Origin of the sequence: Pseudomonas sp. GM78 (assembly GCF_000282475.1) — a bacterium.
Taxonomy (GTDB): domain Bacteria; phylum Pseudomonadota; class Gammaproteobacteria; order Pseudomonadales; family Pseudomonadaceae; genus Aquipseudomonas.
Window position 1 is genome coordinate 19,915 of the sequence record NZ_AKJF01000208.1, and the last position, 12,881, is coordinate 32,795.

Here is a 12,881-nt window from a genome sequence, read left to right on the forward strand (position 1 = left end):
CATGACTATTGGTGTAGTCGGTCGTAAATGCGGTATGACCCGTATTTTCACCGAAGAAGGTGTCTCCATTCCGGTCACGGTCATTGAGATCGAACCGAATCGCGTCACCCAGTTCAAAACTGAAGAGACCGATGGCTATCGTGCAGTGCAAGTCACTGTCGGCGAGCGTCGTGCTTCGCGTGTAACAGCAGCTCAGGCTGGCCACTTCGCTAAAGCGAACGTTGCCGCTGGTCGTACCGTAATGGAATTCCGCCTTGAAGAAGGCGAGTACCAGGCCGGCGATCTGATCAACGCTGAAATCTTCGCCGCTGGTCAACTGGTTGATGTAACCGGTCAGTCCAAAGGTAAAGGCTTCCAGGGTACGATCAAGCGTTGGAATTTCCGCGGGCAAGATAACACCCACGGTAACTCCGTATCCCACCGCGTTCCAGGCTCTATCGGCCAGTGCCAGACTCCTGGTCGTGTATTCAAGGGCAAAAAAATGTCCGGTCATATGGGCGCTGAGCGCGTGACCGTGCAGTCCCTCGAAGTAGTGCGCGTGGACGCTGAACGCAATCTGTTGTTGGTCAAGGGCGCTGTTCCTGGCGCTACTGGCGGCAACTTGGTTGTACGTCCAGCAGCCAAGGCTCGCGGTTAAGGGGAAGCTGACATGCAATTAAATGTAAATGACGCTCAAGCGATCGAAGTTTCCGAACTGACATTTGGCGGCGAATTCAACGAGACGCTGGTTCACCAAGCAGTCGTAGCCTACATGGCTGGCGGTCGTCAGGGTTCCAAGCAGCAAAAGACCCGTTCCGACGTTCGTGGTGGCGGTAAGCGCCCATGGCGTCAGAAAGGTACTGGCCGTGCTCGTGCCGGTACTATCCGTAGCCCAATCTGGCGTGGCGGCGGTACCACTTTCGCAGCTCGTCCTCAGGATCACTCCCAGAAGCTGAACAAGAAGATGTATCGCGCAGCAATGCGTTCCATCCTTGCTGAGCTGGTGCGTACTGATCGTCTGGTCGTGGTTCAGGATTTCGCCGTTGAAACGCCGAAAACCAAAGACCTGCTGGGCAAACTGAACAACATGAGCCTGACCGACGTTCTGATCGTGTCGGACGCTGTTGATCAGAACCTGTACCTGGCTGCTCGTAACCTGCCACACGTAGATGTACGTGACGTGCAAGGTTCCGATCCAGTTAGTCTGATCGCATACGACAAGGTGTTGATCACCGTGTCGGCCGTGAAGAAATTCGAGGAGCTGCTGGGATGAACCAGGAACGCGTATTTAAAGTTCTGCTTGGCCCGCACGTTTCCGAGAAGGCTACGGTTCTGGCAGACAAGAAAGGCCAGTTCGTTTTCAAGGTTGCTACTGATGCAACCAAGCTGGAAATCAAGAAGGCCGTCGAAAGCCTGTTCAGCGTGAAAGTAGAGCGTGTTACTACCCTGAACGTTCTGGGTAAGAGCAAGCGCACTGCTCGCGGTCTGGGCAAGCGTAATGACTGGAAGAAGGCAGTTATCTCCCTTCAGCCAGGCCAAGATCTCGATTTCAGCAGCAGTGCTGAGTAAGGAAGGGGTGCATCATGGCAATCGTTAAATGCAAACCGACTTCCCCTGGCCGCCGTTTTGTGGTCAAGGTGGTCAACCAGGAGCTGCATAAAGGCGCTCCTCACGCACCGCTGCTCGAGAAGAAGTCGAAGTCTGGTGGTCGTAACAACAATGGCCGTATTACCACTCGTCACATCGGTGGTGGTCATAAGCAGCATTATCGTCTGGTCGATTTCCGTCGCAACGACAAAGATGGCATCGCTGCCACTGTCGAGCGTATCGAATACGATCCAAACCGTACTGCTCACATCGCTCTGCTGCTGTACGCAGATGGCGAGCGTCGCTACATCATCGCCCCTAAAGGCGTGAGCGCTGGCGACCAGCTGATCGCAGGTGCTTTGGCACCGATCAAGCCGGGCAACGCTCTGCAACTGCGTAACATTCCAGTTGGTAGCACCGTACACGGCATCGAATTGAAGCCAGGTAAAGGCGCTCAGATCGCTCGTTCCGCTGGTGCTTCGGCTCAGCTGATCGCTCGTGAAGGCGTGTACGTTACCCTGCGTCTGCGTTCCGGTGAAATGCGTAAAGTCCTGGCTGAATGCCGTGCGACCCTGGGCGAAGTCTCGAACTCCGAGCACAGCCTGCGTTCGCTGGGTAAAGCTGGTGCCAAACGCTGGCGTGGCGTTCGCCCAACCGTTCGTGGTGTTGCCATGAACCCGGTTGACCACCCACATGGTGGTGGTGAAGGTCGTACCTCTGGTGGTCGTCATCCGGTATCGCCATGGGGCTTCCCGACTAAGGGCGCGAAGACTCGTGGTAATAAGCGTACCGACAAAATGATCGTCCGTCGTCGCAAGTAAATAGAGGGATACGACAGTGCCACGTTCTCTGAAAAAAGGTCCTTTTATCGATCTTCACCTACTGAAGAAGATCGAAGTGGCGGCGGAAAAGAACGATCGCAAACCGGTGAAAACCTGGTCGCGTCGTTCGATGATCCTGCCACAAATGGTCGGTTTGACCATCGCAGTACACAACGGTCGTCAGCACGTCCCAGTTCTCGTGAACGAAGACATGGTCGGCCACAAACTGGGCGAGTTCGCCGGTACCCGCACTTATCGCGGGCACGTGGCAGACAAGAAAGCCAAGCGTTAAGGGGTTAGGAAATGGAAGTAGCCGCTAAGTTGTCGGGCGCTCGAATCTCCGCCCAGAAAGCCCGCTTGGTCGCCGACCAGATCCGCGGGAAGAAGGTGGGCGAAGCGCTCAACCTGTTGGCTTTCAGCAGTAAGAAAGCCGCCGAGATCATGAAGAAAGTGCTGGAGTCGGCCGTAGCCAACGCCGAGCATAACGAAGGCGCAGACGTTGATGACCTGAAGGTCAGCACCGTTTTCGTCAACGAAGGGCGTTCGCTGAAGCGCATCATGCCACGTGCCAAAGGCCGTGCTGATCGCATCGTCAAGCGGTCTTGCCATATCACTGTCAAGGTTGCTGACAAGTAACGGAGTCGAAGAGATGGGTCAGAAAGTACATCCCATTGGCATTCGCCTGGGAATCGTCAAGGAGCACACCTCCGTCTGGTACGCAGACGGTCGGACTTATGCGGACTATTTGCTCGCAGATCTGAAGGTGCGTGAGTATCTCCAAGACAAACTAAAAAGCGCGTCCGTAAGCCGTATCGATATCCATCGTCCGGCCCAAACTGCACGCATCACCATCCACACCGCTCGTCCAGGTATCGTTATCGGGAAGAAAGGTGAAGATGTTGAGAAACTGCGTCAGGACCTGACCAAGCAAATGGGTGTGCCTGTGCACATCAATATCGAAGAGATCCGCAAGCCGGAGCTCGACGGTATGCTGGTTGCGCAGAGCGTAGCTCAGCAGCTGGAGCGTCGCGTAATGTTCCGTCGCGCTATGAAGCGCGCTGTACAGAACGCCATGCGCATTGGTGCCAAAGGCATCAAAATCCAAGTGAGCGGTCGTCTCGGCGGTGCTGAAATCGCACGTACTGAATGGTATCGCGAAGGTCGTGTGCCATTGCACACCCTGCGTGCCGACATCGACTATGCCAACTACGAAGCTCACACCACCTACGGTGTGATCGGTGTAAAGGTTTGGATCTTCAAAGGCGAAGTAATTGGTGGTCGCCAAGAAGAACTGAAACCACAAGCACCAGCGCCTCGTAAAAAAGCTGCTAAGTAAGGGGTACGCCAAATGTTGCAACCAAAGCGTACGAAGTTCCGCAAGCAGATGACCGGCCACAACCGTGGTCTGGCACTGCGCGGTAGCAAAGTCAGCTTCGGCGAGTTCGCGCTGAAGTCTGTAGCTCGTGGTCGTCTCACCGCTCGTCAGATCGAGTCAGCGCGTCGTGCTCTGACCCGTCACGTAAAACGTGGTGGCAAGATCTGGATCCGTGTATTCCCGGACAAGCCGATCTCCAAAAAGCCTCTCGAGGTTCGGATGGGTAAAGGTAAGGGTAACGTGGAATACTGGGTTGCCCAGATTCAGCCAGGCAAAGTCCTGTATGAAATCGAGGGTGTTTCTGAAGAGCTGGCGCGTGAGGCTTTCGCCCTGGCTGCTGCAAAGCTGCCGCTCGCCACCTCCTTTGTTAAACGGACGGTGATGTGATGAAAGCGAATGAACTTCGTGAAAAATCCGCACAGCAGCTGAACGAGCAACTGCTCGGCTTGCTGCGCGACCAGTTCAATCTGCGTATGCAGAAAGCAACTGGCCAGTTGGGGCAGTCTCATCTGCTCTCGCAAGTTAAGCGTGACATCGCTCGCGTGAAGACTGTGCTCAACCAGCAGGCAGGTAAGTAATCATGGCTGAAGCCGAAAAAACTGTCCGTACGCTGACTGGCCGTGTTGTCAGCGACAAGATGGACAAAACCATCACCGTTCTGATCGAGCGTCGCGTTAAGCACCCGATCTACGGTAAATACGTTAAGCGTTCGACTAAGCTGCACGCGCACGACGAAACCAATCAGTGCCACATCGGCGACAAAGTCACTATTCGTGAAACTCGTCCTTTGGCCAAGACCAAGTCTTGGGCGCTGGTTGATGTTCTCGAACGCGCTGTGGAAGTCTAAGGACTAGGGGTCGGAGAAATTATATGATTCAGACTCAATCCATGCTCGATGTGGCCGATAACAGCGGCGCACGCCGCGTTATGTGCATCAAGGTGCTGGGTGGCTCCCATCGTCGTTACGCTGGTATCGGTGACATCATCAAAGTTACCGTCAAGGAAGCAATTCCACGCGGTAAAGTGAAAAAAGGCCAAGTGATGACTGCTGTTGTAGTCCGCACTCGTCACGGCGTACGTCGTGCTGATGGCTCCATTATCCGCTTTGATGGCAACGCTGCTGTTCTTCTGAACAACAAGCAAGAGCCGATCGGCACCCGTATCTTTGGGCCAGTGACCCGTGAACTTCGTACTGAGAAGTTCATGAAGATCGTCTCGCTCGCCCCAGAAGTGCTGTAAGGAGATCCGACATGCAAAAGATTCGTCGTGACGACGAGATCATCGTGATCGCCGGCAAAGACAAAGGTAAGCGCGGTAAGGTGCTGAAGGTTCTTGCTGACAACCGTCTGGTTGTTGGTGGTCTGAACCTGGTCAAGCGTCATACCAAGCCTAACCCGATGTCGGGCGTACAAGGCGGTATCGTCGAGAAAGAAGCGCCATTGCACGCTTCTAACGTAGCCATCTTCAACGGCGAAACCAACAAGGCTGACCGCGTTGGTTTCAAAGTAGAAGACGGTAAGAAAATTCGTGTCTTCAAGTCGACCCAAAAAGCGGTTGATGCTTGAACACTGCTAGGTAGAAGACCATGGCACGACTAAAAGAGATTTACCGGAAGGAAATCGCTCCGAAACTTAAGGAAGAACTTAAGCTTTCGAACGTGATGGAAGTTCCGCGCGTTACCAAAATCACCCTGAACATGGGTCTGGGCGAAGCGATCGGCGACAAAAAAGTCATCGAGCACGCTGTTGCTGACCTGGAAAAGATCACCGGCCAGAAAGTCGTTGTGACCTACGCTCGCAAATCCATCGCTGGCTTTAAAGTCCGTGAAGGTTGGCCGATCGGCGTCAAAGTGACCCTGCGCCGTGAGCGTATGTACGAGTTCCTGGATCGTCTGCTGTCGATCTCCCTGCCTCGGGTTCGCGACTTCCGCGGCCTGAATGCCAAGTCCTTCGATGGTCGTGGCAACTACAGCATGGGCGTGAAAGAGCAGATCATCTTCCCGGAAATCGACTACGACAAGATCGATGCTCTCCGCGGTCTGGACATCACCCTGACCACCACTGCCAAGAACGATGATGAAGGCCGCGCTCTGCTGCGTGCGTTCAAATTCCCGTTCCGCAACTGATTGGAGTAGGACCATGGCCAAGATGAGCATGAAAAACCGCGAGCTGAAGCGTCAGCTCACGGTTGCCAAGTACGCCAAGAAGCGTGCAGCACTGAAAGCTATCATCGTCGATCTGAACGCAAGTCCAGAAGCACGTTGGGAAGCTACAGTTGCCCTGCAGAAGCAGCCACGTGACGCAAGCGCTTCGCGCATGCGTAACCGCTGCCGCCTGACCGGTCGTCCACACGGCGTTTACCGCAAGTTCGGCCTTGGCCGTAACAAACTGCGTGAAGCGGCAATGCGTGGTGACGTACCAGGTCTGGTTAAAGCCAGCTGGTAAGTACTGTCAAAGTCTCGGTGCGAGGGTTCGCAAGAACCTGACCGCCGGTGGCCTTGAATCTGGATCAAGCCCCTTTTGGGGCTTGATTCATTTCTGGGGTGTGTCTAGAATACCCGGCTCGCCTGAGCCCGTGTTTTTTATACCCGGAGATTCTCGGCGACACGTAGTAGCCGCAAGGCTAATTTTTCTGTATTAGGAGCGTCTAGCCCATGAGTATGCAGGACCCGTTAGCGGACATGCTAACTCGAATCCGTAATGCCCAGATGGCTGAAAAGTCCGTCGTAAGCATGCCATCTTCCACGTTGAAGGTAGCTGTTGCCAAAGTCCTGAAGGACGAAGGTTACATCGCGGGTTATCAGATCAGCAGCGAAACAAAACCACTGCTGTCTATCGAGCTGAAATACTTCGAAGGCCGTCCGGTTATCGAAGAAGTGAAGCGCGTTAGCCGTCCAGGCCTGCGTCAGTACAAGTCCGTCGATGATCTGCCAAAAGTACGTGGCGGTCTCGGTGTGTCTATCGTCTCCACCAACAAGGGTGTGATGACTGATCGTGCTGCGCGCGCTGCCGGTGTCGGCGGCGAAGTTCTTTGCACTGTGTTCTAAGGGGGGATAAGCATGTCTCGCGTCGCTAAGAACCCCGTTAAGCTGCCAGCCGGCGTCGAAGTAAAATTCGCAGGCCAACAGCTTTCGGTGAAGGGTGCCAAGGGCACTCTCGAACTGAACATCCATTCGTCCGTTGAGATCGTTGAAGAAGCTGGTGAGCTGCGTTTCGCTGCTCGCAATGGCGATCAACAAACTCGCGCAATGGCTGGTACCACTCGTGCGTTGGTAAACAACATGGTCCAAGGCGTAAGCCAAGGCTTCGAGCGCAAGCTCCAGCTGGTCGGTGTTGGTTACAAAGCGCAAGCAAAAGGCACAGTGCTGAACCTGGCTCTTGGCTTCTCGCACCCAGTGGATTATGAACTGCCGGAAGGCATCACCGCTGAGACTCCTAGCCAGACCGATATCCTGATCAAGGGCATCGATAAGCAGCTGGTAGGTCAAGTGGCCGCCGAGATCCGCGACTTCCGTCCACCAGAGCCGTACAAAGGCAAAGGTGTGCGCTACGCGGACGAAGTCGTCCGTCGTAAAGAAGCCAAGAAGAAGTAGGGCATAGCAAATGACCGACAAAAAAGTTACTCGACTGCGTCGCGCTCGCAAAGCACGCCTGAAAATGCACGAACTCGAAGTCGTGCGTCTCTGCGTGTTCCGCTCGTCGCAGCACATCTACGCCCAGGTCATTTCGGCCGACGGCAACAAAGTCCTGGCAAGCGCCTCGACTTTGGATAAAGAACTGCGTGATGGCGCCACTGGCAACATCGACGCGGCCACTAAGGTTGGCCAGCTGGTCGCTACGCGTGCTAAGGCCGCTGGCGTCTCGCAGGTGGCTTTCGACCGCTCTGGCTTCAAGTACCACGGCCGCGTTAAAGCGCTGGCTGATGCTGCTCGTGAAGCTGGGCTGGAGTTCTAAGTTATGTCAAATAACGACCAAAAGCGCGACGAAGGCTACATCGAGAAGCTGGTTCAAGTTAACCGCGTAGCCAAAACCGTTAAAGGCGGCCGTATCTTCACTTTCACCGCGTTGACCGTGGTTGGTGATGGTAAAGGGCGTGTTGGCTTCGGCCGTGGCAAGTCGCGTGAAGTGCCTGCTGCGATCCAGAAGGCAATGGAAGCTGCTCGCCGCAACATGATCCAGGTTGATCTGAACGGCACCACCCTGCAGTACGCAATGAAGTCCGCCCACGGCGCTTCGAAGGTGTACATGCAGCCTGCTTCTGAAGGTACCGGTATCATCGCTGGCGGCGCAATGCGTGCCGTTCTCGAAGTTGCTGGCGTTCAGAACGTTCTGGCCAAGTGCTACGGCTCGACTAACCCGGTAAACGTGGTTCACGCCACTTTCAAGGGTTTGAAAGCAATGCAGTCTCCTGAGTCCATCGCTGCCAAGCGTGGCAAAAGCGTCAAGGAGATCTTCTGATCATGGCTACCGTTAAAGTTACGCTGATCAAAAGCATGACCGGCCGCATCCCTAACCACAAACTGTGTGTTAAGGGTCTGGGTCTGCGTCGCATCGGTCACACTGTAGAAGTCCAGGATACTCCCGAGAATCGCGGGATGATCAACAAGGCTTACTACATGCTGCGTGTCGAGGGTTAATCGATGAAACTCAATGATCTGAGTCCAGCGCCGGGTTCCCGTCGCGAAAAGCATCGTCCGGGCCGTGGTATCGGTAGTGGTTTGGGTAAGACTGGTGGCCGTGGTCACAAAGGTCAGACTTCCCGCTCCGGTGGCACCATCGCTCCAGGCTTTGAAGGCGGTCAACAGCCGCTGCATCGTCGCCTGCCGAAGTTCGGTTTCGTTTCCCTGAAAGCCATGGACCGCGCAGAAGTGCGTCTGTCCGAGCTGGCTAAAGTGGAAGGCGACATCGTCACCGTGCAGTCCCTGAAAGATGCCAACGTGATCAACGTCAACGTACAGCGTGTGAAAATCATGCTGTCCGGTGAAGTGACTCGCGCTGTCACTATCGGCAAGGGAATCGGCGCCACCAAAGGTGCGCGTGCGGCTATCGAAGCAGCTGGCGGCAAGTTCGAGGAATAAATGGCTAAGCAAGGTGCTCTCTCTGCGCTCGGCAAAGGCGGTATGTCTGAACTCTGGGCTCGTCTGCGTTTTCTGTTCCTGGCGATTATCGTCTACCGAATAGGCGCACACATCCCGGTTCCAGGTATCAACCCGGACCGACTCGCGGACCTGTTTCGACAGAATGAGGGGACCATTCTTAGCTTGTTCAACATGTTTTCCGGCGGCGCGCTGGAGCGGATGAGCATCTTTGCACTGGGGATCATGCCGTACATTTCGGCATCGATCATCATGCAACTGATGACCGCCGTCAGCCCGCAGCTGGAGCAGTTGAAGAAGGAAGGTGAAGCTGGCCGTCGCAAGATCAGCCAGTACACCCGCTACCTCACCGTCGTTCTTGCTCTTGTCCAGGCCATTGGCATGTCCATTGGTCTGGCAGGGCAGGGCGTTTCGTTCACTGGTGACTTTAGCTTTCATTTCGTCGCGGTAACCACTTTTGTGGCTGGTGCGATGTTCATGATGTGGCTGGGTGAGCAGATTACTGAGCGTGGTGTTGGCAACGGTATCTCGATGTTGATTTTTTCGGGTATCGTCGCCGGTCTTCCGAGAGCGATCGGGCAGTCTTTCGAGTCTGCGCGTCAGGGTGATATCAATATCTTCGCCCTGGTTGCCATCGGTTTGCTGGCAGTAGCGATTATCGGTTTCGTGGTGTTCATTGAGCGTGGTCAGCGTCGTATTGCTGTTCACTACGCCAAGCGTCAGCAGGGCCGCAAGGTCTTCGCTGCGCAGACAAGCCACTTGCCGCTGAAGGTGAACATGGCCGGTGTTATTCCGGCTATTTTCGCGAGCAGCATCTTGCTGTTCCCGGCTTCGTTGGGTGCCTGGTTCGGCCAGTCTGAAGGTATGGGCTGGTTGCAGGACATCTCGCAGTCGATCGCTCCTGGTCAGCCGTTGAATATTCTGCTGTTTAGTGCAGGGATTATTTTCTTCTGCTTCTTCTATACGGCGTTGATGTTCAATCCGAAAGACGTAGCGGAGAACCTGAAGAAGTCCGGTGCCTTTATTCCGGGTATCCGTCCAGGTGAGCAGTCTGCGCGCTACATTGATGGCGTACTGACTCGTTTGACCCTGTTCGGTGCTCTTTACATGACGGCCGTCTGCCTGTTGCCCCAGTTCCTGGTGGTTGCAGCCAACGTACCGTTCTACCTTGGCGGGACCTCGTTGCTGATCGTCGTCGTGGTTGTGATGGACTTCATGTCCCAAGTACAATCGCACCTCGTTTCGCACCAGTACGAATCCCTGATGAAGAAAGCCAACCTGAAGGGTTACGGCAGCGGCATGCTGCGCTGACCCATAAGGTTCGAGGAGTTGGTGATGAAAGTTCGTGCATCGGTGAAAAAGCTGTGCCGTAACTGCAAGATTATTCGCCGCGAAGGTGTTGTTCGAGTAATTTGCAGCGCGGAACCGCGTCACAAACAGCGCCAAGGCTGAGTGTGATCTGCTTGAAGCCCGGCAGCTAGTGCGCTGCCGGGTTGATTATTTGTTATTACAGCGATATTATCTCGCGCCCTATTTCTTGGCTTCCGGGGCGTAGGTAGCTGTCAATTGGAGTCCCACTGAATGGCCCGTATTGCAGGCGTTAACATTCCAGATAACAAGCACACTGTTATCTCGCTGACCTACATCTATGGTGTTGGTCGCACTACTGCGCAGAAAATTTGCGCAGAGACTGGGGTAAACCCAGCCGCAAAGATCAAAGATCTGAGCGACGAGCAGATTGAGCAGTTGCGTGGCGAAGTGGCGAAGTTCACCACTGAAGGTGACCTGCGTCGCGAAATCAACATGAAAATCAAGCGTTTGATGGACCTCGGTTGCTACCGTGGTCTGCGTCATCGTCGTGGTCTTCCAGTACGCGGTCAGCGTACCAAGACTAACGCGCGTACCCGTAAAGGTCCGCGTAAGCCGATCCGCAAGTAATCGCCCACGCGAATCGACAGGAAATTAATCATGGCAAAACCTGCTGCTCGTCCTCGTAAAAAAGTTAAAAAGACAGTGGTTGATGGCATCGCCCACATCCATGCTTCTTTTAACAACACCATCGTGACCATCACCGACCGTCAAGGTAACGCGCTTTCTTGGGCTACCTCCGGTGGTTCGGGTTTCCGCGGTTCCCGCAAGTCCACCCCGTTTGCTGCTCAAGTAGCTGCTGAACGTGCTGGTCAAGCTGCGCTGGAATATGGCCTGAAAAACCTCGACGTAAACGTCAAAGGTCCAGGTCCAGGTCGTGAGTCTGCTGTCCGTGCATTGAACGGCTGTGGCTATAAGATCGCCAGCATCACCGACGTGACGCCAATCCCGCACAACGGGTGCCGTCCGCCGAAGAAGCGCCGCGTGTAATCCAGGAGATTGTAAAGAATGGCTCGTTACATTGGTCCAAAATGCAAACTCGCTCGTCGCGAAGGCACCGATCTCTTCCTGAAGAGCGGCGTGCGCGCGATCGAATCGAAGTGCAACATTGAAGCAGCACCTGGTATCCACGGCCAACGCCGCGGTCGCCAGTCCGATTACGGCACCCAACTGCGTGAAAAGCAGAAGGTCCGTCGTATCTACGGCGTTCTCGAGCGTCAGTTCAGCGGCTACTACAAAGAAGCTGCTGGCAAGAAAGGTGCAACCGGTGAAAACCTGCTGCAACTGCTCGAATGCCGTCTGGACAACGTCGTATACCGTATGGGCTTTGGTTCGACTCGTGCCGAATCCCGTCAGCTGGTATCGCACAAGTCGATCAGCGTAAACGGTCAGACCGTTAACGTTCCGTCCTACCAGGTTCGTGCTGGTGACGTGGTTGCTGTTCGCGAGAAAGCAAAAAACCAACTTCGCATTGTCCAAGCTCTCGATCTGTGTGCCCAACGTGGCCGCGTAGAATGGGTAGAAGTAGACACTGAGAAGAAGTCGGGCGTTTTCAAGAACGTTCCAGCTCGCAGTGATCTGTCCGCCGACATCAACGAAAGCCTGATTGTCGAGCTCTACTCCAAGTAAGGGCTAGAAAATAGGTGCATCCATGCAGATTTCGGTAAATGAGTTCCTGACACCTCGCCATATTGATGTGCAAGTTGTCAGTCCAACCCGCGCCAAGATCACGCTCGAGCCTCTCGAGCGTGGCTTTGGCCACACCCTGGGCAACGCGCTGCGCCGCATCCTGTTGTCCTCAATGCCCGGCTGTGCAGTAGTCGAGGCCGAGATTGACGGTGTGCTCCACGAGTACAGCGCCATCGAAGGTGTACAGGAAGACGTAATTGAAATCCTGTTGAACCTTAAAGGTCTGGCTATCAAGCTGCACGGCCGTGACGAAGTTACGCTGACCTTGTCGAAGAAGGGTTCGGGGGTGGTTACCGCTGCCGATATTCAGCTGGATCATGATGTCGAGATCGTTAATCCCGATCACGTAATCGCTAACCTGGCGTCTAACGGCGCCCTGAACATGAAGCTCGTAGTAGCTCGTGGTCGTGGTTATGAACCGGCAGACTCGCGTCAGAGCGATGAAGACGAAAGCCGCAGCATCGGTCGCTTGCAGCTTGACTCTTCGTTCAGCCCGGTTCGCCGTATCGCATACGTGGTGGAAAACGCCCGTGTCGAGCAGCGTACTAACCTGGACAAGCTGGTTATTGATCTGGAAACCAACGGTACCCTGGATCCTGAAGAGGCTATCCGTCGTGCTGCAACCATCCTGCAACAGCAGTTGGCTGCGTTCGTCGACCTCAAAGGTGACAGTGAGCCAGTGGTTGTCGAGCAGGAAGACGAGATCGATCCGATCCTGCTTCGCCCGGTTGACGATCTGGAACTGACTGTACGTTCGGCTAACTGCCTTAAGGCGGAAAACATCTACTACATCGGCGACCTGATTCAGCGTACCGAAGTAGAGCTGTTGAAGACTCCGAACCTGGGCAAGAAATCCTTGACTGAAATCAAGGACGTTCTGGCCTCCCGCGGTCTGTCCCTCGGCATGCGCCTCGACAACTGGCCGCCTGCAAGTCTTAAGAAGGACGACAAGGCGACTGCCTGATCG

At 54.8% G+C, this 12,881-nt stretch carries 26 protein-coding genes; all 26 read left to right on the forward strand.

Features of this window, described 5'->3' with window-relative positions:
- Position 1 precedes the first annotated feature (1 nt).
- On the forward strand, positions 2-637 hold the full coding sequence (gene rplC, locus PMI35_RS02630) for a 50S ribosomal protein L3 (protein WP_003186059.1): 636 nt from the start codon (positions 2-4) through the stop codon (positions 635-637).
- 12 nt (positions 638-649) lie between these two features.
- Complete coding sequence (gene rplD, locus PMI35_RS02625; RefSeq protein WP_003228735.1) at positions 650-1,252, forward strand: 50S ribosomal protein L4; 603 nt, start codon at positions 650-652, stop codon at positions 1,250-1,252.
- Positions 1,249-1,548 carry a 50S ribosomal protein L23 gene (gene rplW, locus PMI35_RS02620; protein WP_002555488.1) on the forward strand — a complete coding sequence of 100 codons (300 nt, stop codon included), beginning with the start codon at positions 1,249-1,251 and terminating at the stop codon, positions 1,546-1,548. The genes rplD and rplW overlap by 4 nt, the downstream gene beginning before the upstream one ends.
- A 14-nt stretch (positions 1,549-1,562) precedes the next feature.
- On the forward strand, positions 1,563-2,387 hold the full coding sequence (gene rplB / locus PMI35_RS02615; RefSeq protein WP_003186055.1) for a 50S ribosomal protein L2: 825 nt from the start codon (positions 1,563-1,565) through the stop codon (positions 2,385-2,387).
- A gap of 16 nt (positions 2,388-2,403) precedes the next feature.
- Positions 2,404-2,679 carry a 30S ribosomal protein S19 gene (rpsS, locus tag PMI35_RS02610; RefSeq protein ID WP_002555486.1) on the forward strand — a complete coding sequence of 92 codons (276 nt, stop codon included), beginning with the start codon at positions 2,404-2,406 and terminating at the stop codon, positions 2,677-2,679.
- 11 nt (positions 2,680-2,690) lie between these two features.
- Complete coding sequence (gene rplV / locus PMI35_RS02605) at positions 2,691-3,023, forward strand: 50S ribosomal protein L22 (protein ID WP_003103908.1); 333 nt, start codon at positions 2,691-2,693, stop codon at positions 3,021-3,023.
- 13 nt (positions 3,024-3,036) lie between these two features.
- The gene (rpsC, locus tag PMI35_RS02600) at positions 3,037-3,723 is read left to right on the forward strand and encodes a 30S ribosomal protein S3 (protein WP_008065719.1); all 687 of its coding nucleotides are present in this window, start codon (positions 3,037-3,039) and stop codon (positions 3,721-3,723) included.
- 12 nt (positions 3,724-3,735) lie between these two features.
- Complete coding sequence (gene rplP / locus PMI35_RS02595; protein ID WP_003228729.1) at positions 3,736-4,149, forward strand: 50S ribosomal protein L16; 414 nt, start codon at positions 3,736-3,738, stop codon at positions 4,147-4,149.
- Complete coding sequence (rpmC, locus tag PMI35_RS02590) at positions 4,149-4,340, forward strand: 50S ribosomal protein L29 (RefSeq protein WP_002555481.1); 192 nt, start codon at positions 4,149-4,151, stop codon at positions 4,338-4,340. Before rplP ends, rpmC begins: the two co-directional genes overlap by 1 nt.
- A gap of 2 nt (positions 4,341-4,342) precedes the next feature.
- Entirely contained in the window at positions 4,343-4,609 is a 267-nt protein-coding gene (rpsQ, locus tag PMI35_RS02585) for a 30S ribosomal protein S17 (protein ID WP_003176419.1), read from the forward strand.
- A gap of 23 nt (positions 4,610-4,632) precedes the next feature.
- A complete protein-coding gene (gene rplN, locus PMI35_RS02580) occupies positions 4,633-5,001 on the forward strand; it encodes a 50S ribosomal protein L14 (RefSeq protein ID WP_002555479.1) in 369 nt (122 codons plus the stop codon).
- An 11-nt stretch (positions 5,002-5,012) separates the two neighbouring features.
- Positions 5,013-5,327: a 50S ribosomal protein L24 gene (gene rplX / locus PMI35_RS02575; RefSeq protein WP_003186046.1), complete on the forward strand. Its 315-nt coding sequence runs from the start codon at positions 5,013-5,015 to the stop codon at positions 5,325-5,327.
- Between the two features lie 20 nt (positions 5,328-5,347).
- Complete coding sequence (gene rplE, locus PMI35_RS02570) at positions 5,348-5,887, forward strand: 50S ribosomal protein L5 (protein WP_003210069.1); 540 nt, start codon at positions 5,348-5,350, stop codon at positions 5,885-5,887.
- 13 nt (positions 5,888-5,900) lie between these two features.
- Positions 5,901-6,206: a 30S ribosomal protein S14 gene (gene rpsN, locus PMI35_RS02565; RefSeq protein ID WP_003176414.1), complete on the forward strand. Its 306-nt coding sequence runs from the start codon at positions 5,901-5,903 to the stop codon at positions 6,204-6,206.
- Between the two features lie 209 nt (positions 6,207-6,415).
- A complete protein-coding gene (rpsH, locus tag PMI35_RS02560) occupies positions 6,416-6,808 on the forward strand; it encodes a 30S ribosomal protein S8 (protein ID WP_008065722.1) in 393 nt (130 codons plus the stop codon).
- Between the two features lie 12 nt (positions 6,809-6,820).
- The gene (gene rplF, locus PMI35_RS02555) at positions 6,821-7,354 is read left to right on the forward strand and encodes a 50S ribosomal protein L6 (protein ID WP_003176412.1); all 534 of its coding nucleotides are present in this window, start codon (positions 6,821-6,823) and stop codon (positions 7,352-7,354) included.
- Positions 7,355-7,364: 10 nt separating this feature from the next.
- On the forward strand, positions 7,365-7,715 hold the full coding sequence (gene rplR / locus PMI35_RS02550; protein WP_003186037.1) for a 50S ribosomal protein L18: 351 nt from the start codon (positions 7,365-7,367) through the stop codon (positions 7,713-7,715).
- Positions 7,716-7,718: 3 nt separating this feature from the next.
- Complete coding sequence (gene rpsE / locus PMI35_RS02545) at positions 7,719-8,219, forward strand: 30S ribosomal protein S5 (RefSeq protein ID WP_003186035.1); 501 nt, start codon at positions 7,719-7,721, stop codon at positions 8,217-8,219.
- A gap of 2 nt (positions 8,220-8,221) precedes the next feature.
- The gene (gene rpmD / locus PMI35_RS02540; protein ID WP_003176408.1) at positions 8,222-8,398 is read left to right on the forward strand and encodes a 50S ribosomal protein L30; all 177 of its coding nucleotides are present in this window, start codon (positions 8,222-8,224) and stop codon (positions 8,396-8,398) included.
- 3 nt (positions 8,399-8,401) lie between these two features.
- Entirely contained in the window at positions 8,402-8,839 is a 438-nt protein-coding gene (gene rplO / locus PMI35_RS02535; protein WP_003228720.1) for a 50S ribosomal protein L15, read from the forward strand.
- Positions 8,840-10,168, forward strand: a complete 1,329-nt coding sequence (secY, locus tag PMI35_RS02530; RefSeq protein WP_008065724.1) for a preprotein translocase subunit SecY — start codon at positions 8,840-8,842, stop codon at positions 10,166-10,168.
- 24 nt (positions 10,169-10,192) lie between these two features.
- The gene (gene rpmJ, locus PMI35_RS34320) at positions 10,193-10,309 is read left to right on the forward strand and encodes a 50S ribosomal protein L36 (protein WP_002555468.1); all 117 of its coding nucleotides are present in this window, start codon (positions 10,193-10,195) and stop codon (positions 10,307-10,309) included.
- A 129-nt stretch (positions 10,310-10,438) separates the two neighbouring features.
- A complete protein-coding gene (rpsM, locus tag PMI35_RS0133145) occupies positions 10,439-10,795 on the forward strand; it encodes a 30S ribosomal protein S13 (protein ID WP_009045849.1) in 357 nt (118 codons plus the stop codon).
- 30 nt (positions 10,796-10,825) lie between these two features.
- Complete coding sequence (rpsK, locus tag PMI35_RS02525; protein ID WP_002555466.1) at positions 10,826-11,215, forward strand: 30S ribosomal protein S11; 390 nt, start codon at positions 10,826-10,828, stop codon at positions 11,213-11,215.
- 18 nt (positions 11,216-11,233) lie between these two features.
- On the forward strand, positions 11,234-11,854 hold the full coding sequence (gene rpsD, locus PMI35_RS02520; RefSeq protein ID WP_003176404.1) for a 30S ribosomal protein S4: 621 nt from the start codon (positions 11,234-11,236) through the stop codon (positions 11,852-11,854).
- A 22-nt stretch (positions 11,855-11,876) separates the two neighbouring features.
- Positions 11,877-12,878, forward strand: a complete 1,002-nt coding sequence (locus tag PMI35_RS02515; protein WP_007970428.1) for a DNA-directed RNA polymerase subunit alpha — start codon at positions 11,877-11,879, stop codon at positions 12,876-12,878.
- Positions 12,879-12,881 lie beyond the last annotated feature (3 nt).

Coding starts and splice junctions, on each gene's coding strand:
- rplN (WP_002555479.1), top strand. CDS start 4,633: ATGATTCAGACTCAATCCATGCTCGATGTGGCCGATAACAGCGGCGCA.
- rpsM (WP_009045849.1), top strand. CDS start 10,439: ATGGCCCGTATTGCAGGCGTTAACATTCCAGATAACAAGCACACTGTT.
- rpmD (WP_003176408.1), top strand. CDS start 8,222: ATGGCTACCGTTAAAGTTACGCTGATCAAAAGCATGACCGGCCGCATC.
- rplW (WP_002555488.1), top strand. CDS start 1,249: ATGAACCAGGAACGCGTATTTAAAGTTCTGCTTGGCCCGCACGTTTCC.
- rpsC (WP_008065719.1), top strand. CDS start 3,037: ATGGGTCAGAAAGTACATCCCATTGGCATTCGCCTGGGAATCGTCAAG.
- rplB (WP_003186055.1), top strand. CDS start 1,563: ATGGCAATCGTTAAATGCAAACCGACTTCCCCTGGCCGCCGTTTTGTG.
- secY (WP_008065724.1), top strand. CDS start 8,840: ATGGCTAAGCAAGGTGCTCTCTCTGCGCTCGGCAAAGGCGGTATGTCT.
- PMI35_RS02515 (WP_007970428.1), top strand. CDS start 11,877: ATGCAGATTTCGGTAAATGAGTTCCTGACACCTCGCCATATTGATGTG.
- rpsE (WP_003186035.1), top strand. CDS start 7,719: ATGTCAAATAACGACCAAAAGCGCGACGAAGGCTACATCGAGAAGCTG.
- rplP (WP_003228729.1), top strand. CDS start 3,736: ATGTTGCAACCAAAGCGTACGAAGTTCCGCAAGCAGATGACCGGCCAC.
- rplE (WP_003210069.1), top strand. CDS start 5,348: ATGGCACGACTAAAAGAGATTTACCGGAAGGAAATCGCTCCGAAACTT.
- rplX (WP_003186046.1), top strand. CDS start 5,013: ATGCAAAAGATTCGTCGTGACGACGAGATCATCGTGATCGCCGGCAAA.
- rpsK (WP_002555466.1), top strand. CDS start 10,826: ATGGCAAAACCTGCTGCTCGTCCTCGTAAAAAAGTTAAAAAGACAGTG.
- rplD (WP_003228735.1), top strand. CDS start 650: ATGCAATTAAATGTAAATGACGCTCAAGCGATCGAAGTTTCCGAACTG.
- rpsN (WP_003176414.1), top strand. CDS start 5,901: ATGGCCAAGATGAGCATGAAAAACCGCGAGCTGAAGCGTCAGCTCACG.
- rplO (WP_003228720.1), top strand. CDS start 8,402: ATGAAACTCAATGATCTGAGTCCAGCGCCGGGTTCCCGTCGCGAAAAG.
- rpsH (WP_008065722.1), top strand. CDS start 6,416: ATGAGTATGCAGGACCCGTTAGCGGACATGCTAACTCGAATCCGTAAT.
- rpsD (WP_003176404.1), top strand. CDS start 11,234: ATGGCTCGTTACATTGGTCCAAAATGCAAACTCGCTCGTCGCGAAGGC.
- rplF (WP_003176412.1), top strand. CDS start 6,821: ATGTCTCGCGTCGCTAAGAACCCCGTTAAGCTGCCAGCCGGCGTCGAA.
- rpmJ (WP_002555468.1), top strand. CDS start 10,193: ATGAAAGTTCGTGCATCGGTGAAAAAGCTGTGCCGTAACTGCAAGATT.
- rpmC (WP_002555481.1), top strand. CDS start 4,149: ATGAAAGCGAATGAACTTCGTGAAAAATCCGCACAGCAGCTGAACGAG.
- rpsQ (WP_003176419.1), top strand. CDS start 4,343: ATGGCTGAAGCCGAAAAAACTGTCCGTACGCTGACTGGCCGTGTTGTC.
- rplC (WP_003186059.1), top strand. CDS start 2: ATGACTATTGGTGTAGTCGGTCGTAAATGCGGTATGACCCGTATTTTC.
- rplV (WP_003103908.1), top strand. CDS start 2,691: ATGGAAGTAGCCGCTAAGTTGTCGGGCGCTCGAATCTCCGCCCAGAAA.
- rplR (WP_003186037.1), top strand. CDS start 7,365: ATGACCGACAAAAAAGTTACTCGACTGCGTCGCGCTCGCAAAGCACGC.